20 protein-coding genes and 3 pseudogenes are annotated in these 23,782 nt (G+C 32.7%); 16 read left to right on the top strand and 7 right to left on the bottom strand.

Annotated elements, in window-relative coordinates; translation table 11 throughout:
- Positions 1-4 precede the first annotated feature (4 nt).
- The 3 genes from guaA to M1D64_RS12230 all read left to right on the top strand — a co-directional run bounded on the left by guaA (position 5) and on the right by M1D64_RS12230 (position 3,144).
- The gene (gene guaA, locus M1D64_RS12240) at positions 5-1,546 is read left to right on the top strand and encodes a glutamine-hydrolyzing GMP synthase (protein WP_002484263.1); all 1,542 of its coding nucleotides are present in this window, start codon (positions 5-7) and stop codon (positions 1,544-1,546) included.
- Between the two features lie 566 nt (positions 1,547-2,112).
- Positions 2,113-2,790: a hypothetical protein gene (locus tag M1D64_RS12235; protein WP_037539130.1), complete on the top strand. Its 678-nt coding sequence runs from the start codon at positions 2,113-2,115 to the stop codon at positions 2,788-2,790.
- 135 nt (positions 2,791-2,925) lie between these two features.
- Complete coding sequence (locus M1D64_RS12230; RefSeq protein ID WP_037539129.1) at positions 2,926-3,144, top strand: hypothetical protein; 219 nt, start codon at positions 2,926-2,928, stop codon at positions 3,142-3,144.
- Between the two features lie 81 nt (positions 3,145-3,225).
- Here the strand turns inward: M1D64_RS12230 and M1D64_RS12225 are convergent, their stop codons facing one another.
- Positions 3,226-3,564, bottom strand: coding sequence for a hypothetical protein (locus M1D64_RS12225; RefSeq protein WP_480977500.1), 339 nt, complete (start codon positions 3,562-3,564; stop codon positions 3,226-3,228).
- Between the two features lie 96 nt (positions 3,565-3,660).
- Positions 3,661-4,035 carry a hypothetical protein gene (locus M1D64_RS12220; RefSeq protein WP_369083304.1) on the bottom strand — a complete coding sequence of 125 codons (375 nt, stop codon included), beginning with the start codon at positions 4,033-4,035 and terminating at the stop codon, positions 3,661-3,663.
- Positions 4,036-4,498: 463 nt separating this feature from the next.
- Here M1D64_RS12220 and M1D64_RS12215 point away from each other — a divergent pair, with 463 nt between their 5' ends.
- From M1D64_RS12215 to cspD, 4 genes and pseudogenes are all read left to right on the top strand, one after another.
- Positions 4,499-5,773: a dicarboxylate/amino acid:cation symporter gene (locus M1D64_RS12215; protein ID WP_037539127.1), complete on the top strand. Its 1,275-nt coding sequence runs from the start codon at positions 4,499-4,501 to the stop codon at positions 5,771-5,773.
- A 144-nt stretch (positions 5,774-5,917) separates the two neighbouring features.
- Positions 5,918-6,434, top strand: a pseudogene (locus tag M1D64_RS12210) (VOC family protein).
- A gap of 820 nt (positions 6,435-7,254) precedes the next feature.
- Positions 7,255-7,698 (top strand): VOC family protein, encoded by a 444-nt coding sequence (locus M1D64_RS12205; protein WP_002484257.1) that lies wholly within the window; start codon positions 7,255-7,257, stop codon positions 7,696-7,698.
- Positions 7,699-8,058: 360 nt separating this feature from the next.
- Complete coding sequence (gene cspD / locus M1D64_RS12200; RefSeq protein ID WP_011303913.1) at positions 8,059-8,259, top strand: cold-shock protein CspD; 201 nt, start codon at positions 8,059-8,061, stop codon at positions 8,257-8,259.
- Positions 8,260-8,367: 108 nt separating this feature from the next.
- On the opposite strand, the gene M1D64_RS12195 is transcribed toward cspD, so the two are convergent.
- Positions 8,368-9,531: an MFS transporter gene (locus M1D64_RS12195; RefSeq protein WP_480977499.1), complete on the bottom strand. Its 1,164-nt coding sequence runs from the start codon at positions 9,529-9,531 to the stop codon at positions 8,368-8,370.
- A 116-nt stretch (positions 9,532-9,647) separates the two neighbouring features.
- Between M1D64_RS12195 and M1D64_RS12190 the strand changes: the two genes are divergently transcribed.
- Positions 9,648-10,538, top strand: a complete 891-nt coding sequence (locus tag M1D64_RS12190; protein ID WP_480977498.1) for a LysR family transcriptional regulator — start codon at positions 9,648-9,650, stop codon at positions 10,536-10,538.
- A gap of 62 nt (positions 10,539-10,600) precedes the next feature.
- Here M1D64_RS12190 and M1D64_RS12185 read toward each other — a convergent pair whose 3' ends face one another.
- On the bottom strand, positions 10,601-12,040 hold the full coding sequence (locus M1D64_RS12185) for an MDR family MFS transporter (protein WP_037539124.1): 1,440 nt from the start codon (positions 12,038-12,040) through the stop codon (positions 10,601-10,603).
- A 244-nt stretch (positions 12,041-12,284) separates the two neighbouring features.
- On the opposite strand from M1D64_RS12185, the gene M1D64_RS12180 reads away from it, so the two are divergent.
- Together M1D64_RS12180 and M1D64_RS12175 are read left to right on the top strand one after the other, a co-directional pair.
- Positions 12,285-12,797, top strand: a complete 513-nt coding sequence (locus M1D64_RS12180) for a GrpB family protein (protein WP_115338689.1) — start codon at positions 12,285-12,287, stop codon at positions 12,795-12,797.
- 225 nt (positions 12,798-13,022) lie between these two features.
- A complete protein-coding gene (locus M1D64_RS12175; protein ID WP_480977497.1) occupies positions 13,023-14,237 on the top strand; it encodes a CynX/NimT family MFS transporter in 1,215 nt (404 codons plus the stop codon).
- A 65-nt stretch (positions 14,238-14,302) separates the two neighbouring features.
- On the opposite strand, the gene M1D64_RS12170 is transcribed toward M1D64_RS12175, so the two are convergent.
- Positions 14,303-14,902, bottom strand: coding sequence for a poly-gamma-glutamate hydrolase family protein (locus tag M1D64_RS12170; RefSeq protein WP_480977496.1), 600 nt, complete (start codon positions 14,900-14,902; stop codon positions 14,303-14,305).
- Positions 14,903-15,139: 237 nt separating this feature from the next.
- Here M1D64_RS12170 and M1D64_RS12165 point away from each other — a divergent pair.
- Both M1D64_RS12165 and M1D64_RS12160 read left to right on the top strand, forming a co-directional pair.
- A pseudogene (locus M1D64_RS12165) lies at positions 15,140-15,328 on the top strand (hypothetical protein); the annotation flags it as partial.
- A 162-nt stretch (positions 15,329-15,490) separates the two neighbouring features.
- Positions 15,491-16,228, top strand: coding sequence for an alpha/beta hydrolase (locus M1D64_RS12160; protein WP_041079855.1), 738 nt, complete (start codon positions 15,491-15,493; stop codon positions 16,226-16,228).
- Positions 16,229-16,732: 504 nt separating this feature from the next.
- Here M1D64_RS12160 and M1D64_RS12155 read toward each other — a convergent pair.
- Positions 16,733-17,104 (bottom strand): iron chaperone, encoded by a 372-nt coding sequence (locus M1D64_RS12155; RefSeq protein WP_069821782.1) that lies wholly within the window; start codon positions 17,102-17,104, stop codon positions 16,733-16,735.
- A 189-nt stretch (positions 17,105-17,293) separates the two neighbouring features.
- A complete protein-coding gene (gene brnQ / locus M1D64_RS12150; protein ID WP_037539119.1) occupies positions 17,294-18,601 on the bottom strand; it encodes a branched-chain amino acid transport system II carrier protein in 1,308 nt (435 codons plus the stop codon).
- A 298-nt stretch (positions 18,602-18,899) separates the two neighbouring features.
- Between brnQ and M1D64_RS12145 the strand changes: the two genes are divergently transcribed.
- The 4 genes and pseudogenes from M1D64_RS12145 (at position 18,900) to M1D64_RS12130 (ending at position 23,272) form a co-directional block, all read left to right on the top strand.
- Positions 18,900-20,231, top strand: coding sequence for a sodium-dependent transporter (locus tag M1D64_RS12145; protein WP_480977570.1), 1,332 nt, complete (start codon positions 18,900-18,902; stop codon positions 20,229-20,231).
- Between the two features lie 336 nt (positions 20,232-20,567).
- Positions 20,568-20,744 (top strand): YSIRK-type signal peptide-containing protein, encoded by a 177-nt coding sequence (locus M1D64_RS12140; RefSeq protein WP_002484246.1) that lies wholly within the window; start codon positions 20,568-20,570, stop codon positions 20,742-20,744.
- A gap of 83 nt (positions 20,745-20,827) precedes the next feature.
- A pseudogene (lip, locus tag M1D64_RS12135) lies at positions 20,828-22,381 on the top strand (YSIRK-targeted triacylglycerol lipase); the annotation flags it as partial.
- 339 nt (positions 22,382-22,720) lie between these two features.
- Positions 22,721-23,272, top strand: a complete 552-nt coding sequence (locus tag M1D64_RS12130; RefSeq protein WP_126424524.1) for a GNAT family N-acetyltransferase — start codon at positions 22,721-22,723, stop codon at positions 23,270-23,272.
- Positions 23,273-23,782: the final 510 nt, after the last annotated feature.

Here is a 23,782-nt window from a genome sequence, read left to right as displayed (position 1 = left end):
AGATATGGAAATGGCGAAAGAGCAAGAGCTCATACTTGTTTTAGACTTTGGTAGCCAATACAACCAATTAATTACACGACGCATTCGTGAAATGGGTGTATATAGTGAATTACATGACCACGAGATTAGCATGGAAGAAATTAAACGTTTAAATCCTAAAGGGATTATCCTTTCTGGTGGTCCTAACTCAGTTTATGAAGAAGATTCATTCACAATTGACCCAGAAATTTATAACTTGGGAGTACCTATTTTAGGTATTTGTTATGGTATGCAACTAACTACAAAACTTTTAGGTGGAAAAGTAGAGCGTGCCAATGAACGTGAATATGGTAAAGCCATTATTAATGCGAAGACTGATGAGTTATTCTTTGGTTTACCAGAAGAACAAAATGTTTGGATGAGCCACTCAGATAAAGTGATCGAAATTCCAGAAGGTTTCGAAGTGATTGCTGATAGCCCAAGTACCAACTATGCAGCAATTGAAGATAAATCTCGTCGCATCTATGGTGTGCAATTCCACCCAGAAGTACGTCACACAGAATACGGAAACGATTTACTTCGTAACTTTGTACGTCGTGTATGTGACTGTACAGGTGAATGGTCAATGGAAAACTTCATTGAGATTGAAATTGAAAAAATTCGTAATCAAGTTGGCGACCGTAAAGTCCTATGTGCGATGAGTGGTGGCGTTGACTCATCTGTAGTAGCTGTATTGTTACACAAAGCGATTGGCGACCAACTGACGTGTATCTTTGTAGACCATGGTTTATTACGTAAAGGCGAAGGCGACATGGTTATGGAACAATTTGGTGAAGGTTTCAACATGAATATTATTCGTGTCGATGCACAAGAACGATTCATGAGCAAATTACAAGGTGTTTCTGATCCAGAACAAAAACGTAAAATCATCGGTAATGAATTCATCTATGTATTTGATGATGAAGCATCTAAATTAAAAGGTGTGGATTTCTTAGCACAAGGTACATTATATACAGACGTTATCGAATCTGGTACGAAGACAGCACAAACAATCAAATCACACCACAATGTGGGTGGTTTACCAGAAGACATGGAGTTCCAATTAATCGAACCCATCAATACACTGTTTAAAGATGAAGTACGTGAATTAGGTATCGAGTTAGGTATTCCTGAACATTTAGTATGGAGACAGCCGTTCCCAGGTCCTGGATTAGGTATCCGTGTACTTGGTGAAATCACAGAAGACAAACTTGAAATTGTACGTGAATCAGACGCCATTTTAAGACAGGTCATCCGTGAGGAAGGTCTTGAACGTGAGATTTGGCAGTATTTCACAGTGTTACCTGGCATCCAATCTGTAGGTGTTATGGGAGACTACCGTACATACGATCACACGGTAGGCATCCGTGCTGTTACATCCATTGATGGTATGACAAGTGACTTTGCACGTATCGACTGGGAAGTCTTACAGAAGATTTCTAGTCGTATTGTAAATGAAGTGGACCACGTTAACCGCGTTGTCTATGACATTACATCTAAGCCACCAAGCACAATTGAGTGGGAATAATCGTATAGAATGAAGTAACCCCTTAGGCATAGGCTTAAGGGGTTGTTTTTGTGGATTTGAAATTATAAAAACCAAATTAAAATTTTCTGACCACGTATATATTACAAAAGTCGCTATCTAGCTAAAATATCCTATGTAAATAAGTAGTGACACAAATGATATGCCAGCTAATACAAAGAAGAATGCTTCGACGTAGATGCGTAGTTTAGACATCGGTTCTACATTATAATGTTTTCTTTTATGATTATGGTGTTTGAGTGTTAATTTCATACCGATATAAGTATAAAGAATAACAAAAATAATTCCCAAGACAATCGCAATTGGTATTGGTAAATGTATGAATAGTCACCTTTTTTATCTAAGCGTAGTATAAAGATAATATGTTGTTAACAATACAATGAACATCTGTTTAAAAAGTGATTAAGTAAAATTGTTGAAAAATAACCATTAAAATAGCCGTTTTCAAAAAACTATTATGGATAGTTTTAATGTTGAGTGCAATGTAAACGGATTAGAAATATGTTATTGTAAACTTAATAATTTGATAAGAGGGGTTGGCTGCTGTTATGAAAAAGACTATTATTGCTACATTTGCCGTGAGTCTATCAGTTCTATTAGCAAGTTGTAATAACGAAGCTTCAGAAAATAACGAACCTAAAGAAAAAAGTGAAAATACAGATAACACGAGCAACTCAGATAAAGACAAATCGGAAAAGAACAAAGACAACAGCAAACAAAATGAACAAAAAACAGAGCAACAAAATACCAATACAAACAATGATGGACGTAATCAGTCTGCTCAAGACAAGAATGAAACAACTGATGAAGACGAAGGTGCTTTAAATCAATACAATAATGAAGAAATTGAGTATGCTCGCGTGTGGAATCAACTAGGACCATTGAAAAATAATATGGATGGTATGGATTCATTAAATGTAGAAAAATTGCCAAAAGGTTCTAAAGTAAATCCACAAGCTGAGGACAGTGCTGTCTTTAAAGAAGACGTTGTAAAATTAAAAGCTCCTATGGGTGTAGGTGGTTCAGTGACATATAGTAGCAATGGTGATGGGTCAATCAATGTATATAAAAATGTTCCATATGATTGGCGTGATTCAAGGACTGATGCAAATATGAAAGAAGCAACAACAAAAGCGATTGAAGAGAATGTTGAAACGGTCACGATTAATCAAGGGGATGACCAGACAATCGCAGATTTAGCTGGAAAAATTAAGTACAGCAATTAATTTAAAATCGCTTTAGATGGGGTATACAGTTTTGTTTGGAAAAGTATAAATTTTAATGAGGTATGGCAAGAAAGCTTAACCATTAAGGTTATTAATTCAACGCGAGTGATTAATTAATAGTAAGTGGGTGTTTATATGAGTATATTAAAAATGATATTATACGTGGCATTGCTCGTTTCATTTTGTATTTTAATGTTCCAATCCATCTATTTTGTACTTGTATTTTGGAAATTGAAAAATAAGAAAATTAGCGAATATGATTATGAGCAATATAAACAAAAATATGAAAAACCAATGTTTATCAACTTAGGAGTTTTAATGGCTGTAACAGCGTTATTTAACTTATTAGAATGATGTACTTGGTGATTTCATTGAATGAGTAAAAAGCGTCTTTTCGAAATTAAAAAGCGCTTTTTGATTCATAGATTACAAGTGTTAATCAGTAGTCTTGTATTTTTTCTTAACAAACAAATAGTTCAAAACCCCAAGTATAATCAAGGCAATTAAGACCGTGATTAGGGGGTACTTAGATATTAAATCAAAGTTTGTGTTTGACGGCCCTAAATACCTTGTGAGAATTGAAATGACTAAAAAATAAATGAACCAAGTGCAAGTTCTAGACAATGTTTCTAAAATGATTAAACGCTGTTTTTCACTGTAACGTGTCTTATCACGTTTATTACCAGTTGCTGCATCCGGTAAATAGTTAATGATAATCATTGACCAAATTATTGAAAATACAAAAATTGTGACGAAGAATAATGCTGTTTTCAATATAAATACTCCTAAATATTTTATAAATGAAATTTAACGTATTTATATATAAAGTGTCAAACTGTGCAAAGGCATCATAATGAAGTGCGTCAAGAATCATTCAAGATCTATTTCTTTATTCACTTGATTAAAGATAGCAGATTTTATATCATCTGCAATTGGTTTGAGTTCTGGTAAATAATTATTAGCAAAGCCAATGATAATTTTATGTTTGATATGAAGTGATAAGTCTCGTGGCATCTTGTCTTTTATTAAAACTAGTAAATTCTTATATGAGATAGCTTCTCCTTTATGCCTGCTCACATATTGTATGAATGCTAGAAATAGTTTGTCAAAGTATTCATGTTCGATATCTAGATCTAAAAATATGAGACTAATAGATTTAGTTTCAAACTGATTATCTCCCATTTCTGCTGCAAGTTCACTAATAGCTTGATAGAGTAATGTAAAACTTTCTTTGTTTTCTATCAAGATACCCCTCCTTAAATATTTATACACTATATTTTAAAAATAACATATATTCAAAAGTAATTTAAATAACATCAAACCAACCATGTATATCATGAAATGAGGTAGCATGATTTTACAAAATCACGTTTATATTTATTCAATATTAGGCATTTAAATAAACAAATAAGCCTGAATTTTGATGATTATTTTATTACTGTTCACAAATTTGCTCACAATTAAAAAATGACCTTTAAAATACTTATATATGCGCAAATAACCTTTGGTGACAGGGTTTATCAGTTTATAACCCCTTTCAAAATAATTTATAAATTCTTAATTGAATGTCTGCATAAAATTAAAAATCATAAATAATTTTAAAAGCATGTAAATTTAATATATGAGTGGAATTTTGTTTATGATAAAATATATTTTGTAGAAAACTAGCATTTGGACAATGTTAGGTTGAAAAAGGGGATGAACAAGAGTGAAAGTTATCAAAAAAATAAACTTACCGACACAAATTATCATAGCATTAGTGCTAGGGATAATTTTAGGAAGTATATTACATGGAAATAAAGATGTAATTAATTATATACAACCTTTTGGCGATGTATTTATAAATTTAATTAAAATGTTAGTCGTACCTATCGTATTCTGTTCTTTAGCGTTATCGATCTCAAATGTAGGGGATACAAAAACGATTGGACGTTACGGTGGTAAGACATTATTATACTTTGTTATTATGACAAGTTTCGCGATATTTATGGGCTTGATTTTTGGTAATTTATTCAAACCAGGTGTTGGACTAAATCCTGATTTGCTTCCAAAAGGTGATATTTCTAAATATGAATCAACTGCAAAAGCTGCAGAACAATCTACATATGGCAATCACTTGATCGATACAATTGTAAATATTATACCAACGAATATCTTCGAGGCATTTGCTTCTGGAGAATTATTACCAGTTATATTCTTCTCAGTATTTTTTGGTTTAGCATTAGCGGCAATTGGACAAAAAGCACAACCGGTTAAAGACTTTTTAGGCGGTGCACTAGAAGCAGTATTCTGGATGATTGGAAAAGTATTATTATTAGCACCAATTGCAGTATTTGCATTTATTACTACAACGATTATTACTTTCGGATTATCTGCATTAATTCCATTGTTCAAATTGTGTTTAACTGTGGTAATTGCAATGCTATTCTTTATTTTCATTGTATTAGGCATTGTTTCAAGAGTTTGTGGTGTAAGAATTACACAAGTTATCAAACTATTAAAGAACGATTTAATGTTGGCATTCTCGACTGCAAGTTCAGAAGCAGTATTACCTACAGTAATGAAAAAAATGGAGCGTTTTGGTGTGCCGAGAGATATTGCATCTTTCGTACTACCAACCGGCTATTCATTTAACCTTGATGGTGCGGCCATGTACCAATCTATTGCGGCGCTATTTGTTGCTCAATTATATGGTGTTGATTTAAGTATTGGTGAACAGATCTTATTAATGATTACATTAATGTTAACGTCTAAAGGTATGGCGGGTGTACCAGGAGCCTCAATCGTAGTATTACTAACTACATTAGGATCTGTAGGATTAAACCCACAAGGTTTAGCATTGATTATCGGTGTAGATAGAATACTTGAAATGCTTAGAACATGTGTAAACGTATTAGGAAACTCAGTAGCTACAATCTTTATCGCTAAAACAGAAGGTGTTTATGATAAAAAACAAGGCGAAGAGTATCTGAAAACAATTTAACAAAATAATAAATCTACAAGCACGCCTTATAAATAAAAATAAGGTGTGCTTTTTTCTGTAAAAAATGGATGATATACTGCAATTATTAAACTCATTTTAAATAGGGTATACAAATAAAACGTTTATAAATTGGAGGAAGATAAAATAAGTAATATAAGAGGTATTAACCATATTGGCATGACAGTGCCTAATATTGAAGTAGCATTTAAATTTTTTGTAAGATGCCTTTGATGCGAAATATGCATATGATGGCTTAACTTACGATGATGAACCTAGAAAAGGTCCAGAAGTAGAGCGCATGTTAGGCCTATCTAAGGGGTCTGCTATTGTTAAACAACGTATGATTGTGATTGGCAATGGTCCGAATATTGAGATGTTTGAGATAGAAAGTGACGATAAAAGGGAACCACTTGAGTTGGAAGATAATGGGTATCATCATATTTCGTTATTTGTCGACGATATGGATCGTGCAATTCAACAAGCTGTTGATGCAGGAGCGAGCCCTTTATCTGAGAAACATGATAACTCTAGATATGAAGACAGTGAAGGTAGCAGTAGTGTATATTTAAAATCGCCATGGCATAGTCTGATAGAGTTACAATCAATTCCAAATGGTTATTATTATCCTGAGGATAGTGAAAGTAATGTATTTATTCCATAATTTCGAGTTGTTGTATGTACTTAAGCACTGAATTTTATACTTTTAATTAAAAAAGGTATGAACCAAAAGTAAATAAAAACCAGTAGACATCGTCACATTTAGAAAAAACATGAAACGAAACTGTTCCCCTGTCATTGGTTCAGTGCGATGTTTTTCAGCTTTTTTATTAACCTTCTGTCGTGTAGAAATGGTGTTGTTCCAAGAACTGATACTGACGAAAAGTATACCTAAAAGGATTTTTAATAGTAAGTTGATTTTCGACACACCTTCCAGCATTTAATAACTTAAATAATATATGTTATTAAAAGTTATGTTATGTTACTTTGTAAATAAGATAACATGCTGTTTTAAAATTGAAAAATGTTAAAATGAATGTCCTTGTACTGTAATAAGTGCGAGGATATTTTTAAATTAAGAAAACTAAAAGTATTAAATTAAGCACATAATTAAAATGATTTGGTATTGAGAAACATAATGTAACAACAATGAAAATGGAGTGGACTGAAATAATTATAGGGAGAGCAAATTAGTGAAACAAAAACTTAAGCATAACTTAAATAAATATGTAGAAAACGGTAAGTTAGAACAAGGCTAGTATAAAGTAAGTGATAAAATTAGAGACAAAAAAGGAAAAGATTATTCTAAGTATGTTAGCAAGATCATGAATTTTATAAGAAAAAAGTGTGATGATATAGGTTCTGGTTGTATCATTACAAATTAAACGAAAATAAATTGTGTAATTCGGAGTTAAAATACCACTATTTTATAGCTTATGTAATAATATGCAAAGCAAGTATAAATTAAACAATGGGGTGTCAGGATGACAACAATTTTTCCTTATTTGAATTTTGAAAATACAAAAGAAGCATTAGCATATTATGAAGAAGTATTTGGTGCTACAAATATTACAAGATTACCAGTTGGTAAAGATCAAGCAGCTCATTTTAATATGAGTGAAGCAGAAGCAGCTAATGCAACAATGCATGCGCAATTTGATATTGCTGGTACTACAGTGCTTGCATCTGATTCATTTGGTAGAGCAGAAAGAATTAACAATGGTATTTCATTATTAATAGACTATGATATTAATAATGAAGATGACACAAGAGAAGTTGAAGCGTTATATCGTCGTGTTAAAGAAGCGGTAGATGTTGAAATGCCTTTAGAAGAACAATTCTGGGGTGGTAAAATGGGCGCATTTACGGATAAGTACAATGTACGTTGGATGTTACACGGTCAGGATTATACAAAAATCAACAAATAGCGCTCAGGCGGTTACGGATTAAACTTAAGAAAGTGTGGACTTATAGATTAAGTTGCCTTTCTTTTTATATTTTGAACTCATAAATCATAAAAATTGTCTTGATCTTTAAATTAACTGAGAACAATGCATGAATCGTGTGAAAATTAAGTCGGTCAATACAATATAATGACGAGAATGATTAAATAATAAAAGTTATTTTCAATTAGGGGTGTACAAACGCAGAAGTAAACGCTATAATAGGTATTAAGTAATTTAGTTCGTGAAATTGATTTGTAGTTTTATTCTTTTGAATTTACTCCTTTTGATTTTTTAAGACAGATTACAAATATTCGTGCAAAAGCACATATGGAGGAATTTAATATGAATAACGGTACAGTTAAATGGTTTAATGCAGAAAAAGGTTTTGGTTTCATCGAAGTTGAAGGTGGAAACGACGTATTCGTACACTTCTCAGCAATCGCTCAAGAAGGCTACAAATCATTAGAAGAAGGACAAGCTGTTGAATTCGAAATCGTTGAAGGCGACCGCGGTCCTCAAGCAGCTAACGTTGTTAAACTATAATAACGGCTAAAAGACGAGTATAACTCGTCTTTTTTTTATGCCCAAAATACAAATATTGAATAATTAACCCCTTCATGTAGTGAAAACATATGAAGGGGTTTTTGCTTTTTATGAAGTTATTTCAAACTGCTTAAGCTCCCTGTTTCTTAAGTAGATAAATAAAATATTTATCATACAGGCCAGTATGCCAATAAAGATAACAAAATTCGATCCTAAACTTGCAATAAATATGCCGCCAAAAAATGTACCTATGGTTGTACCAGAATTCACAGCAGATAGAAAAATACCATTTGATAAATCAGGTGCATCGGGCGCAACTGAGATAATGACATATTGTGTAATATTTGCTGAAATACCTGCGAGTATACCCCAAAGTACTGAAGTCATCATCATTGGAATTAAAAATAAGCCAATACCAAACATGGCCACATAAATAATTATCAATGAAAAAGGTAAAAGAAAAATTGCTTTTTTGTGAATCGTTGTTAGTAGCTTACCTGCAATGACATTGCCTAAAATATTAGAGGCACCATATAAAAAGAGAATAATAGATACTGCATGACTTGGCGCGTTAGTTACAATATTTAAAAAATCGGTCAAATAACTATAGACACCAAAAACTGCAGCATTAAACAATATAGATACAATAATGGATAGCCAAGTTAAAGGGCGTTTAAGTACACGTAACTGTGTTCCATATGTTACTGCTTTTTTAGCGGGCATTTTAGGTATAAAGATTATAGTGAGAATCAATACAATCATATTAATTAATGCGAAAAATGCTAACGCAGCATATAAATTGAATTGATTTGCCAAGAAATTAACGATAGGCACACCCACGACCATGCCAGCAGAGACACCAATAAATACTCTAGCTACTGCTTTTGGAGCATCTTTTGAATTAACGGAATCAGAAGCAACAGAAAATGCTAACGCAATGTATACAGGATGAAATATGGCCGGGATGATTCTTGCAATGAGTAATATGCTGAAGCTTGTTGTGAATAATGAGACAATGTTACTGATAATAAAGATAACAAGTACAGCAATCATTACTTTTTTACGTTCTATTTTTGAAAGTAATAAAGGCATAATAGGTCCAGATATCGCAATGCCTATAGCAAAAACGGAAACTAACCAACCAGCAGTAGATGTACTTACATTAAAATGTTCAGCAATCTGAGGGATTAATCCAATAAACCCCATTTCAGTATTTAATATACCGAAGACGCCAATAGTTAAGATGAATATGATTAATTTATTATTTTTCATCATTTGTCCCTCCCAAACTTTAATAATTTTAGTTTAGGCGGTAGAATGAGATATGACAAATACTTATTTTAAAGTTTTAGTTATGCTTATTTTGAATAACTCAAAGGAGATGCCTTATGGAACTAAAGACACTTCAATATTTTGTGAGAATAGCTAGGGAAGAAAGTATTACGCGTGCTGCGAATGCGATACATATCACGCAACCAACATTATCTAGACAAATAAAAGAATTAGAGAAAGAGCTAAATGTGAAACTTTTTAAAAGAAGTAATCATAATATTCAACTAACGGATGAAGGACAACTATTAAAAAATAGAGCTGAAGAATTACTTGAAATGTCTAATAAAATACAAGAAGAATTCAAAGTAATTGATAGGAGTATTGAAGGTAATGTGTATATAGGATGTGGTGAAACAAAAGGTATGGAAGTTATCGCAAATATTTTTAAGGATATTCACAATGAACACCCTAATATTCAATTTCATATTTATAGTGGTAATGCGGACGATATCGCAAATAGGCTTGATAAGGGATTATTAGATTTTGGAATTCTGATTCAACCAATAAGTTTAAATAAATATAAGACATTGTATTTACCTAGTTCAGATCATTGGGGTGTTGTGGTTAAAAAAGGTGATCCATTGTCACAAAATAAATATATTACTAATAAGTATCTAGTAGATAAACCATTAATATGTTCAAGACAAGTATTAGATACAACATTGGATAAAAATGATTTTGCAGAATGGTTTGGTACACAATTTGACGATTTAAATATCGTTAGTACTTTTAATTTGGCTTACAATGCTGGGTGGATGGTAAAGGCTGGATTGGGTTATGCGATTACATTGGACAGTATTATTGATACGTCTACAGAAAGTGAACTTACTTTCATTCCATTGAAACCAAAATTAGTTTCGAAACATAATTTAGTATGGCGTAAGGATCATACATTTTCAAAAGCGGCACAATTATTTTTAGACAAAACCAAAGCAACATGTCAGTAAATACATCATAGACCAAATCAAATGAATCCCCTCACATTACTGATGTGAGGGGATTTTTTATATTAAATTTCACGGCTATTGATTGTTTCTTTTTTAGTGCGAATCATTAAGGTTAAGACGAAACCGATGATCATTAAAATTGCCGTGAAGGCAAATGCAGCATTGATACCAAGCACTGTAGCATGTTGCATGATTTCTGTTTTACTTTGCGAACCACTAACATGTTCGGTGTAATTAGATCTAACAATCGTTAATATTGTAATCATAACTGCTGTACCAATAGCGCCTGCAATGATTCTTAAAGAATTAATAATGGCAGTGCCGTGGGAAATATTTTTTGCTTCTAATGCGTTAATACCAATCGTATTTAACGGCATAATAATGAGTGCTACTGCAAACATTCTGATAGCGTAAATAATGACAACATACCAATAAGGTGTGTCTGTAGTTAAGAAACAATGTAAAATTGTCATAATAATTAATATGATGAATCCAGGTACGGCTAATATTTTCAAACCATATTTATCATAAATTTTGCCGGTATAAACGGACATAAATGCATTGACAATGGCTCCGGGCAAGATGACGAGTCCGGATAAGATAGCCGACAATCCTAGACCAGTTTGAATATACATGGGTATTAATAAAGCCGGACCTACGATACCGATAAATAGTACCATAGATGCGAATGCAGATAGTGAAAAGGTTCTATTTGCAAATACACGCATATTTAATAATGGGTTATCGATTCTAATTTGTCTCATGACAAAGATACCTACGATGATAATACCAAGTATTAATGAAATGATAACAATGGGTGAAGAGAAACCAAGATTACCGGCACTACTAAAGCCGTAAAGCATTAATCCAAAACCAAATGTTGAATATATTACAGACGTTTTATCTAGTTCTGTACGTTTTGTTTCGTTATTACTTTCGACAAATATAATACCAATAATAAAGGCAATGATAGCAATTGCTGCAACTACGATAAAAGGAGCTCTCCAACTAAAGTTGTCTATGAGAAATCCAGTTAATGTAGGGCCAATTGCAGGTGCTGATTGCGCAACAATTCCTGTAAGCCCCATGGCAAATCCTCGTTTTTCAGAAGGAAAGAGGGTGAAGACGGTGAATTGCATTAATGGTAGTAAAATACCTGCCCCAATAGCCTGAATCACTCGAGCAAACATAAGTAAACCAAATGATGGTGAAAAAGCAGCTATAATGGAACCGATTAAGAATGCACTCATTGAAAAAATATAAAGTGATCTTGTATGAAACCGATCCATAAGGAATGCAGTCATAGGAATCATAATTCCGTTAACAAGCATGAATCCTGTAATGAGCCATTGAGCAGTTGTTTCAGTGATTTCAAGACCTGAAATAATGGCAGGAAGTGCAGTGTTGAGCAATGTTTGGTTGAGCATCGCGACAAAAGCACTGCTGAGCATAACTAAAATAATAGTGTTTCGTTTCTTATTTGATATTGTAATTTCCGACATTACGATTACCTCTCCTTTTATAACATCCCAACGATAAATTTTATGCCTTTTAAGTTAGCAAAGCAAACCATTAAGGTTAAAAATCTAATATTTTTTACAATTATTTTTTAAAAAATAAGGATGGTATCAAGTTGTTCGGAATATATTTAAAAGGATATAAAATATAACGGATTGGTAAGCGAAGCATGATAGGGCAATGGTTGTTGATGTATACTATAAAAAAATAAGGAGGAAGTGTGCAATTATGAAAATAGAGGTTCAATCACATCAAAAGCAATGGGTAATGCAATTTGAAAATGAAAAGCAAAAAATCCTTTCGGTATGGGGTGATGAAATTATTGAAATATATCATATTGGTAGTACGTCAGTTCCTGGCTTAAAGGCAAAGCCTATTATAGATATAATGCCTGTTGTACAAGATATAAATAAAATAGATCATTTTAATGAAGCAATGGCAGATATAGGTTATAAAGCATTAGGAGAAAATGGAATAACAGGGAGACGCTTTTTTAAAAAAGGAGAAAATCCTCGAACGCATCATGTGCATGCATTTCAACAAGAAAATCGTTACGAAATTAATCGTCATTTGGCAGTTAGAGACTATTTAAGAACAAATGTGGCAGTGGCACGTGCATATGGAGAATTAAAAGTAGCGTTAGCACAACAGTTTCCATATGATATAGAAGGATATTGTGACGGAAAAGATGCATTTGTAAAACGGATGGAAAGCCAAGCACTTGAATGGTATCTTAAATAAAAGTGTCTGTGATTCAAATTAATAGTAGTAAGTGTGTGTATAAAGCACATGAACCCTCTTAAGTGTTATCTGGACTAATGCGAGTGGTTAGAAATCTGTTCAGAGAATAGAATGATTGTCATTTTAATAAGTCGTATGCGATTAACGACGTCAAAAATTTGTTGTATACTTACATCAGTATATAAGTATCAGTTTATTAAATGAAAATGAGAAAGTTGGTGGAGAATGGCTGAATTAACTCAGAACCATAAAGTTCAAAAAAATTGGATTGTCGTTATAGCAATCATTCTTATTGCATCAACTTTAAGAGCGCCATTAACTTCTGTAGGGCCTGTGATTCATGAAATTAAAGAAGCGATGTCAATCAACGATAGTGTCGCAGGTTTTCTAACAACGATTCCTCTCATTATATTTGCAATTGTTTCACCCTTAGTATCTAAAGTTACAACACGTTTGACCATGTCTTATACATTACTTTACTCGACGTTATTGTTAATTGTAGCTTTAATACTACGTATAATGGGTGACTTTAATGTCTTTATTATCGGTACTATTTTATTAGGGATTGCCATTGCATTTGGAAATGTTGTCCTACCGAGTTATGTAAAGTGGTACTTCCCAATGCAGATAGGACTTATGACTGGCATTTATAGTGGAACGATGAATTTTACTGCAGGATTGGGCGGAGGGTTGAGTCATCCTTTATCTGAAATGACGCTATTAGGGTTCAGATTGTCGTTAGTGTTTTGGGTCATATTAGGACTGGCTGCCATAACAATTTGGCTATTAACCGTGCGCAGTGGATCGAATCTCGAAACAAGAACGATTGAAAATGCTGAATTAAACAAAAATAAAAAATTAAATATGATAAAATCCAAAATCGCATGGATGGTTGCTTTAACGATGGGATTTCAGTCAATGATTTTTTATACGATAGTCGCATGGGTGCCCTCTATTTTGATGGACAGAGGTATAGATCCTAATACTGCAGGTTATTTATTGATGTTGAATCAATTTGCACAAGTACCAATGACATTTATATTTCCAGTAATAGCTGCGAAATTAAAAAATCAACGTATTTTAGTGATTATTGTCACATTGCTCTTTTTAATAGGATTTGGATTATTTTTTGCACAATCCTTACCAGTACTTATTATGGGTATGGTTATTGTAGGTTTAGCAATGGGGGCATGTTTTAGCTTATGTATGACTTTCTTTTCAATACGTGCTCGTACTAGCAATGGTAGTATTTCGTTGTCTGGCTTTGGACAGTCTGTTGGTTATTTCATAGCTGCATTTGGTCCATTTTTGATTGGATTGCTTCATGACCTTACAAACAGCTGGGACATTGTCATTGTTGCATTTATTATGATGTCTATTTTAGTTTTCATTTTTGGGTTCGCAGCCGCTAAAAATAGAGTCGTGGAAGAAGAAACTTAATACTTTTAAAAAGATATGAATCGAACACAGTGATGATATGAACAGTGACTGTGATTGATTCATATTTATTTTGCTTCAATCGTGTCCTTAAGGGCCTGAGCAAAATCATATAGGGTCATACTCCAATTACTTTGATCAGAACGCGAATTAAATGATAAATCTTGGTTATTAAAGAAAGATTGACGTAAACCTGTAGTCAATTCTAACTGTACACCTGCATTTTCAGCGTTCTTATTAGCAATGTTTTGGCTGGATTCACCTTCTAGATGACTAGGAGATACCTCTACATTAAAGCCATTTTCAGTTAGTTCATTTTCAATTGAATCTTTAAGTGTTTCATCTTTGCCCCCAATGTATATTGTGGCATCATTACCATCTGCCCCGTGAATCATTACAGAACTGGAAACCTTTTGTTGCATTGATTCAATGATAGGTTCATCAAAATTTGTGGAAGTTACATGGAGATCAGAATTGTCTGATGGTCGAATACCTTCAAACGCATAGTAGCGATATGCGCCTTTATTCGCAGTTAATTTTGCGGCTTCAGAAGTTCCAGCTTCAATGTTACCACCGTGAATAGCACCGATAAGTGTGTCACTATTATTATCGTTATAACTGAGTTCCCAATCTGTACCTTCGTTTGTATTATCCATTAAGTCAGTCATAGACTGATAAGTATCTTCAGCTCTTAAATCTGGGGAGAAAATAATTAAAAGCAACATTAACAAGATAGTTATAACAGAGAGACGGAAATTGTAAATTTTGATGAATAAGCGTAATTTATTATTTTGAAAAGACATATATTGCTCCTATAGATATTAATAAAAATTATATAAATATAATATTATCAATTTATAATGATAAAAATAAAATATTTATATAATTTAAGAAGAGAATGTATAGATGTTTTTAGTGAAATTGAAAAGACAATCAAAAATAATGGCTATGAATCAGATTTAAATGTAAAAATATCATATCAACATAATGTAAGTCGAAAAACACAAGTACTGTATTTAAATGGTATTATTGATAGCTTTAATGTTTATAATGATGAATCTATTTATGAATTACAGTTTTTCAGTAAGAATTAAGCATAGGAAATTGAATTTGTAGTACTTCCTTTTAAAGTGATATGTTGTGTCTATCATTTTGAAAGGAAGTTTTTTAATTGTATGATTAAAATGAAAGATTTTGTTGGACAAGTTCTGTTCAATTACAATACATAAGGAAACTAAAATTTGGAGTGACAAATAATGATAAATGTGAAGGCACCGAATCCAATATTTTTGGAACATGAAGCGTCTGAAAAGGCGATATTATTGCTTCATTCTTTTACAGGAACCGTACGAGATGTAAAACTATTAGCAACAAAATTACATGAAGCGGGATTTACCTGTTATATACCGGCATACAAAGGACATGGTTTAATGCTTGATGAATTAATGGCATTTGATGTTGATGATTGGTTAGCAGATGCAACGGCCGGTTACCAATTTTTAAAAGATAAAGGATATTCAGAAATTAGTGTGTGCGGTATTTCGCTAGGTGGTATCTTGTCATTGAAATTGGCAGAAAGCAAAGAGATAAGTTCAATAGCGATTATGTCTACACCTTATAGAAAAAGTGATGCGGGTCTTTCCGGTAGACTTGAAGTTTATGGACAGCGTATGGGGAGTTTAGTTGGTCTTGAACAAGCAGATATTGACCAACAGTTGGCTGAAATTGAAAATTATAGTCCTCAGCTATATAAGTTTCAATTATTGGTAGAAAATGTCATGGCGCATTTAAAAGATATTACTGCACCGATTGCAATTAAATATGGCGAGCAAGATGATGATGCTTATGAAACGAGTGCACATTATATTTATGAGCGCATCCAACATGAAGACAAAGAAATGAAAGGCTATGGCCCGTCTAAACATTTGATGACTTATGGTGAGGGTCATCTGGAAGTAGAACAAGACATCATCGCATTTTTTGAAGATTATTAGATAAAATATTCAAAAGGATGGTATGTGTCAATGAAACAAGTAGAAAGAAGACTTGATAAGTTCGATAAAATTGCACTTGTGATATCGGTAATACTTTTTATCGTGAACGGGGTGTTCATGTTTAATATCATATCTGTTCATAGAGGCGTCTCGTCACTTGTTTTAGCACTATCCATGATAGTACTATATTATGTCATAGTTAAGAAACAATCGAAAAAACTAGGATACTTGTATCTAATCTGCGCTATTTTATTTTTAATATCTGGAATTATGGCTTTTATATAAAAATAGAACCTATAAACATTTGCTTTAGCCATTCAAAAAATATTTCCAATTTATTATTAAAATGATAGTGAAATATTTAAATAACTGATATGAAGTGATTTTACTGAATAAATAGAATCATGAACAGAACCCCCTCACTGGAAAACTAGCTGAGGGGGTCTTGTATGCGGTTTTCGTCTTTAGTGAATCAGCACAAAAAAGAAAGATGTATTTTTCAAATTATGGTCTCCAGAATGTATCACAATTGGATTTATCCTCTATATTGTATTGAATTATAGCTTTTAGTAATGCGTAATCTATGTCTTGGCTCCATTTTATTCGAAAAAGGTTATTGGTCTGCGAATAACCAGCTGCCTCAATTTGTTGTGCATATTCATTTAAGGCTTTAGCTTCAGGAGCGATTGAAAAATGTTGTTTCGCAACGCTAAATCCAATGATAAACGTGCCGTGATCCGTAAACATAGGCTGATTCCATTTTATTGTTGTTTCTAAGTTAGGAAATGTATCTGCAATCCAGTTCAAAACTTCAGACAATGTTGTTCTGTGTTTGTCGTTATCAATTGTTTCTAAAAATGTATTGAATGTATCCATGACAATGCTCCATTCTATATGTTTTATTAATCATATGACAATTGCATGTATTTGCTTATACTGATTATAACAAATGACAATAATATATATATCCTTGTAGCTAAAAAAGAGTATTCGTCTACCTCATTTAATCTAGGTAACGAATACTCAATGAATTTTAAATCATGTATTTAAGTATGGCATGTCAGACTATTTAGATGTCCTGACGGTTTTATTTTTTAAGAAATAATCAATGATTAATCCAATAAATAATAAAATAATGAATGGAAGCAACCAGCTTAATTGTATATCTGATAATGGTAGTACTTTATATAATGAAATTAATGGCTGGAACAGGTTAAAATCATTAAATATTTGTAACAACGAAATGAATAGTGTTATAAGTGTTGGTAATATAAATGCATATTTCATCTCAAATGGGATGAAAATACTTACCAATGATATAAGGACTAATACAATCGATGTTGGATAAATAAATGTTAAGAGTGGCACAGCGATTTGTAAAATCAATTCTAATCCTAATGTCGAAACTAAAAAGCCTAATAAAGAAAAAATTAAAACAAACATCTTATAGGATATTTTTGGTAATTTCTTCATAGCAAAAGCTGCGCAAGCATTAACTAAACCAATACATGTTGTTAAACATGCCAAGATAACAATAATGCCAAACAATAAGTTTCCAATTGAACCAAATACGCGTAACGAATTGAATGTTAATATACCAGTTCCATCTTTAAAGCCTTCATGACTTGTAGTCGCGCCCACATATGCCAGTGCAAAATAGATAATTAATAATAATATGGCTGAAATCAGTCCGGATTTAATTACATTTTTTACAAGCGTCTTATGATCGTTTACACCGCTCATTTTAAACATTTGAACGATGACTACAGAAAAGGCTAACGCCGCTACTAAATCCATGGTGAAGTAACCTTCTAAAATACCTGACACGATAGGTGTTTGAGCATATTTGCCACTCGCTTGTCCGATTGAACCTTCAGGATTAATGATTACTAATATACATAAGACTGCAATAATAATAATTAATATCGGCGTTAAATATTTTCCAAGGTTATCAATAATGCGATTTGGATAAAGCGCAATTAGATAAACAACTAAGAAAAAGATAAGCGAGAATATAATTAAAGTGAAATGATTATGTACCGGTAAAACATGGTTGGTTCCGATTTCATAGGCAACGTTAGCAGCCCTTGGAATACCATAAAGTGCTCCGATAGATAAATAAATACAGATAGCAAAAACAGTACCAAAGATTGGGTGTACTTTATTCCCAATACTTTCAACGCCACCGTTCATATATGCCACAACGATCACAGTTATATAAGGAAGTAAAATACCTGTAATAGCGAATCCAGTCATAGAAACCCACATATTTTCTTGAGCTGTATAACCTAACATAGGTGGAAATATTAAATTTCCGGCCCCGAAGAAAAATGAAAATAACATAAGACCAGAAATTAGTATGAGTTTATTCATTCTTAATACCTCGATTTCAAGGAGATTGTCTTGTACAAAACACATGCTACTTTATCATAAATTGAATATATATTCAATGAAATGTCAGATAATTTATAATATTTAAAGTATTTTTCATATGAAAGTTCATGAAACATTCATATGTTATTATAGCTTGCTATGACTGGTGTCATGGTTTTAATAAGGAAATCATGTGTAAAAATATATTGAGTCAGTCATAAAAAAATGTTATAGTAGATGCTATGCCACGCAAACGCTTTAACGCGATAAAGCTTTGTAAAATATAAAGGATGTAAAAATAATGAATAAACAATCACAATGGAAATCCTCGACAGGATTTATTTTAGCAAGTGCTGGCTCTGCTATCGGACTAGGAGCTATGTGGAAATTCCCATATATGGCTGGCATATATGGTGGTGGTGCGTTTTTACTAATGTTTCTAGTATTTACGATATTTGTAGGATTGCCACTACTTATAATGGAATTTACTATAGGTAAAATGGGGAGAACCTACACAACTAAAATATATGAAAAATTAACGAAAAAGCGTTGGCTTAATGTCATTGGCTGGAACGGTAATTTAGCAGTATTTATATTATTTGGTTTTTATAGTGTCATTGGTGGCTGGATCGTTATATATATCATCAATGTAGCGTTTCAAATATTAACTTTTAGTAATGATCAATTAGGAAGTATAGCATTTGAGACGATTATAGGAAATCCTTGGTTAACCATTACGGGTCAAGGTATCTTTATTTTATTAACAATGATTATTGTTATGATGGGTGTCGAAAAAGGCTTAGAGAAAGCATCTAAATTTATGATGCCATTACTGTTTATCTTTTTAATTGTGATTGTGATTAAATCACTTTCTTTAGAGGGTTCAATGGAAGGCTTGAAGTTTATCTTAGAACCACGTTTAGAAGATATATCCATGGAAGGTGTCTTATTTGCACTTGGACAATCATTCTTCACTTTATCTTTAGGAACAACGGGCATGATTACTTATGCTAGTTATGCTTCGAAAGAAATGACTATTAAGACTTCTGCAGTTTCAATTGTTGCTATGAATATTTTGGTGTCGGTATTAGCAGGAATGGCGATATTCCCAGCAATCGCTGCATTTGGTTACAGTCCAACTGAAGGTCCTGGCTTATTATTCAAAGTATTACCAAAAGTATTTGATCAAATGGCTTTTGGACAAGGATTCTATTTAATTTTTCTAATTTTATTCTTGTTTGCAGCACTGACTTCTTCTATATCATTACTTGAATTAAACGTCTCAAACTTTACTAAAAATAATAATTCAAAACGTAAACCTGTTGCTTTTTATGCTAGTTTATTAGTGTTTATGATTAGTATACCTGCTACATTGTCATTTAGTAGTTTAAGTGGTATTCAATTTGGCGCAGGTTCAATATTTGATAATATGGATTTTTTAGTTATTAACATATTAATGCCTTTAGGTGCATTAGGGACAACGTTAGTGGTAGGCCAATTGCTAAACAAAGATGATTTAAAAGCCCATTTTGGAAAAGATAAATTTAAATTATTTATGCCGTGGTATTATCTAGTGAAATTTATTTTACCGGTCATCATCGTACTAATATTTATTGCTCAATTTATCTAAAATGTACTCGTCGTTATTTGGCGAGTGCTTTTTTGATTGCGCAAAATTAAATTGCACTCTATCATTGACTTGAGAGCAGTTTTTAGTAAAATCTAATTAAATTATTTATTAAAAGTTTTAATTTTTTAGATACGATGTATGGACTTAATATCTTAAATTATTCTTTTGATAAATAAAAATTTTCGAAAACGATGTAAGCGTTCTCTTTTAAAGGGGTTGAATCGTATGAAAGCTTTAATTGGTAAGTTTTTTGAACTGATACCACGTTTTATCGTTAATCTTTTCATATAGTTTTATTTGAATGTGTATAAAATCATTAACCAAGAGGTGTTGAACATGGATAAAAGACAAAACAAGTACAGTATACGTAAATTTACTTTCGGCGCTTCTTCAATTTTAATAGGTTCATTACTATTTTTAGGTGTAGGGACAGCTCAGGCTACTGAAGAAGACCATCATACTGAAACAAAGGTACAACAATTGAGTGGGAATCAATTGGGGAATGATAAATAAGAAAAATTAGTGAATGAAACATCAGCAATACTGGTTGAAAATGATCATACACAAGCGAATGATGAAAAAATACGAATAATACAAGCTTACATACTGAACAACAATCCGATCAAACAAAAGCAATTGATAATAAAAATACAGTAGATCCGGAATACAACGCAAAAGATAAAGTACAACAAGAGCAAGCAGACGAAGTAGACCCGGAATATAACCAAGCAGACAAAAATAAGCTGACGGAAAATACGGATACGTTATCAACTGAGCGCCCATCTCCTAACAAAGAAGCGGCTGTTACTACAGATAAGTCAGGACTATCGTTTGATAAATTAAATGGTGAAAAAGCGGCAAATACCAATTCAGATGACGAACGTAAAGATAATCAAGATAAATCACTAAAAGCATTAAAAGAAAGCGCGGTAGCAACACCGAAAAATCAAACTCAGCAAGCTGTTAACAAAACAGCTGAACAACCAAATAAAACTGCTAAACAAGGACAGTATAAAAACCAAGACCCAATCATTTTGGTTCATGGCTTTAATGGTTTCACAGATGATATCAATCCATCTGTTTTATCGCATTACTGGGGTGGCGACAAATTAGATATTCGCCAAGACTTAGAAAGTAATGGATATGAAACATATGAAGCAAGTATAGGTGCATTAAGCAGTAACTATGACCGTGCCGTTGAACTTTATTACTACATAAAAGGTGGTACTGTGGACTATGGTGCAGCACATGCTGAAAAATATGGACATGACCGTTACGGAAAAACATATGCAGGTGTGTATAAAGATTGGCAGCCAGGACAAAAAGTACATCTAGTAGCGCATAGTATGGGTGGACAAACGGTAAGACAATTAGAAGAACTGTTGCGTAACGGTAACAAAGAAGAAATAGAATATCAAAAAGCGCATGGTGGTGAAATTTCACCATTATATCAAGGTACGAATGACAATATGATTAATTCTATTACGACTTTAGGTACGCCACATAATGGTACAATTGCCGCAGATAAATTGGGTAATGAAGCCTTTGTAAGACAGTTGGCCTTTGATTATGCGAAATTCAAAGGTAATAAAAACTCTAAAGTAGATTTTGGATTTGGACAATGGGGACTTAAACAAAGAGAAGGGGAATCATATGTTAAATATGTACAACGTGTACAAAATAGTGCACTTTGGACAACGCAAGATAATGGTTTCTATGATTTAACACGTGAAGGCGCAGAAAAGTTAAATAAAAAAACGTCCCTAAATCCTAATATTGTATATAAAACCTATACTGGTGAATCTACAAGACCGACATTATTAGGTAAGCAAAAATCTGATATCGGCATGTTCTTCCCATTCACTGTTACAGGTAATGTGATTGGGAAAGCAGCAGAAAAAGAATGGCGTGAAAATGATGGTCTGATTTCTACAATTTCAGCACAACATCCATTTAATCAGCCATATACAGAAGCAACAGATCAAATTCAAAAAGGTATATGGCAAGTAACACCTATCAAACATGGTTGGGATCATGTAGATTTCGTTGGTCAAGATGCAACGGATTATAGCCATCCAACAGAAGAACTACAACAGTTTTGGCATGGTTTAGCCGATGATTTAGTACGTAACGAACAATTTGATGCATAATTTGTGCGATAAATTTTGCGAAGGAGGTTATGATGATGTCAGGTGACTTATTCGATTTATTAGGTTCTTTCTTCAGAGTAATGAAATCTTTATTCTTTTAATAAAATAGTAAAATATGATATCAGTTCGCTAAGATGATTTGAACATCTAAGCGTAAGTTAGTTATTTATGAGAGATTTATTAAGTAAAATTGCTTTTATAAGCTATATATCACAAGCTCTTTCTTAAAGTAGGCACGCAATATGTGTAAACTTTTTAGGAAGAGCTTTTTTATGGATGAAAGTATATTTATTAAATAATCATGCGTATAATACGTACTAATAGTTGGGAGGCGTTTCAATGATTCCATTTTCAAAAGGTGAATTAGTAGCCATAGACGATGCTATAATTGATGAAATTTATTATTGGAAGTATGAAGAAAAGCAACAAGCAGCTAAAAAATGGAATGGACCGTATATTAATGAACCCAAAATAGATAAATCTACATTTTTTGAGAGAACGAAACAAGGGCGTTACATTTATCCAAATGTAGAAAGTACGTTAGCTATTATGGCTGATGGTCAATTTATAGGTACAGTTGGATCGTACTGGGTGGATAAAAATACAAATTGGTTAGAAATAGGTATTGTCATCTATGATACAAAGTTTTGGGAAAGTGGTATTGGTTCTGAAGTATTTAAATTGTGGGTAGATTATTTATTTGAACAGAACTTTGTACATCGACTTGGTATTTCCACTTGGTCTGGTAATAAACGGATGATAAAACTTGCAATGAGGGTAGGTATGAAAGAAGAAGCTTGTATTCGTCAAGCAAGAATTGTAGAAGGCCAATTATATGATGCGATTAAAATGGGCATACTGCGAGATGAATGGACATACTTAAATGATTAACATGGAAAAGGTTAAAAAGGAGTGAGCGCTTGCACCTATGTTCTAATAAAAAAGGGGCTTGAGACAACTATTTATGTCCCAAACCCATCAAATAATTTTTGAAAATTATTTACCTGTGAATAAACTAACGAATTTTTTGATGATATCAATGAAAAAGGTCATGTAACTCACCTCGCTTTGTTTTGTTACCCTTTCTTTAATATAATTGTGCTCAATTGTGTTGAGTAATCCCTAAGTAGTGAAAAAGCATTCGCAAATGGTATAGCGAGGAAAAATAAAAACAATTGCGCATGCTAAAGTGTCTTGAATGGAATTGTTTTATTTTTGAGCAAAATGAATAGGCCGAAACTTCATTTGGAGTTTCGGCCTATTCAATCATATACACAGTAGTTAGCTGTTTTTTAAATGTAAAAGACAAGTTCACGAAATAGATTGCTAGTATAACTAGAACATGACATTAAAATCATTTAGTCATGTTTCAAATGTGGTTCTAATGCTAGAAATAACTAT

Source organism: Staphylococcus sp. Z5-21, from assembly GCF_056529615.1.
This window is presented reverse-complemented; position numbering and strand designations above follow the sequence as displayed.

What these genes read in the sequence shown, in the direction of transcription:
- guaA (WP_002484263.1), top strand. Translation starts at nt 5, where the DNA reads ATGGAAATGGCGAAAGAGCAAGAGCTCATACTTGTTTTAGACTTTGGT.
- M1D64_RS12235 (WP_037539130.1), top strand. Translation starts at nt 2,113, where the DNA reads ATGAAAAAGACTATTATTGCTACATTTGCCGTGAGTCTATCAGTTCTA.
- M1D64_RS12230 (WP_037539129.1), top strand. Translation starts at nt 2,926, where the DNA reads ATGAGTATATTAAAAATGATATTATACGTGGCATTGCTCGTTTCATTT.
- M1D64_RS12205 (WP_002484257.1), top strand. Translation starts at nt 7,255, where the DNA reads ATGACAACAATTTTTCCTTATTTGAATTTTGAAAATACAAAAGAAGCA.
- cspD (WP_011303913.1), top strand. Translation starts at nt 8,059, where the DNA reads ATGAATAACGGTACAGTTAAATGGTTTAATGCAGAAAAAGGTTTTGGT.
- M1D64_RS12195 (WP_480977499.1), bottom strand. Translation starts at nt 9,531, where the DNA reads ATGAAAAATAATAAATTAATCATATTCATCTTAACTATTGGCGTCTTC.
- M1D64_RS12190 (WP_480977498.1), top strand. Translation starts at nt 9,648, where the DNA reads ATGGAACTAAAGACACTTCAATATTTTGTGAGAATAGCTAGGGAAGAA.
- M1D64_RS12185 (WP_037539124.1), bottom strand. Translation starts at nt 12,040, where the DNA reads ATGTCGGAAATTACAATATCAAATAAGAAACGAAACACTATTATTTTA.
- M1D64_RS12180 (WP_115338689.1), top strand. Translation starts at nt 12,285, where the DNA reads ATGAAAATAGAGGTTCAATCACATCAAAAGCAATGGGTAATGCAATTT.
- M1D64_RS12175 (WP_480977497.1), top strand. Translation starts at nt 13,023, where the DNA reads ATGGCTGAATTAACTCAGAACCATAAAGTTCAAAAAAATTGGATTGTC.
- M1D64_RS12170 (WP_480977496.1), bottom strand. Translation starts at nt 14,902, where the DNA reads ATGACTGACTTAATGGATAATACAAACGAAGGTACAGATTGGGAACTC.
- M1D64_RS12160 (WP_041079855.1), top strand. Translation starts at nt 15,491, where the DNA reads ATGATAAATGTGAAGGCACCGAATCCAATATTTTTGGAACATGAAGCG.
- M1D64_RS12155 (WP_069821782.1), bottom strand. Translation starts at nt 17,104, where the DNA reads ATGGATACATTCAATACATTTTTAGAAACAATTGATAACGACAAACAC.
- brnQ (WP_037539119.1), bottom strand. Translation starts at nt 18,601, where the DNA reads ATGAATAAACTCATACTAATTTCTGGTCTTATGTTATTTTCATTTTTC.
- M1D64_RS12140 (WP_002484246.1), top strand. Translation starts at nt 20,568, where the DNA reads ATGGATAAAAGACAAAACAAGTACAGTATACGTAAATTTACTTTCGGC.
- M1D64_RS12130 (WP_126424524.1), top strand. Translation starts at nt 22,721, where the DNA reads ATGATTCCATTTTCAAAAGGTGAATTAGTAGCCATAGACGATGCTATA.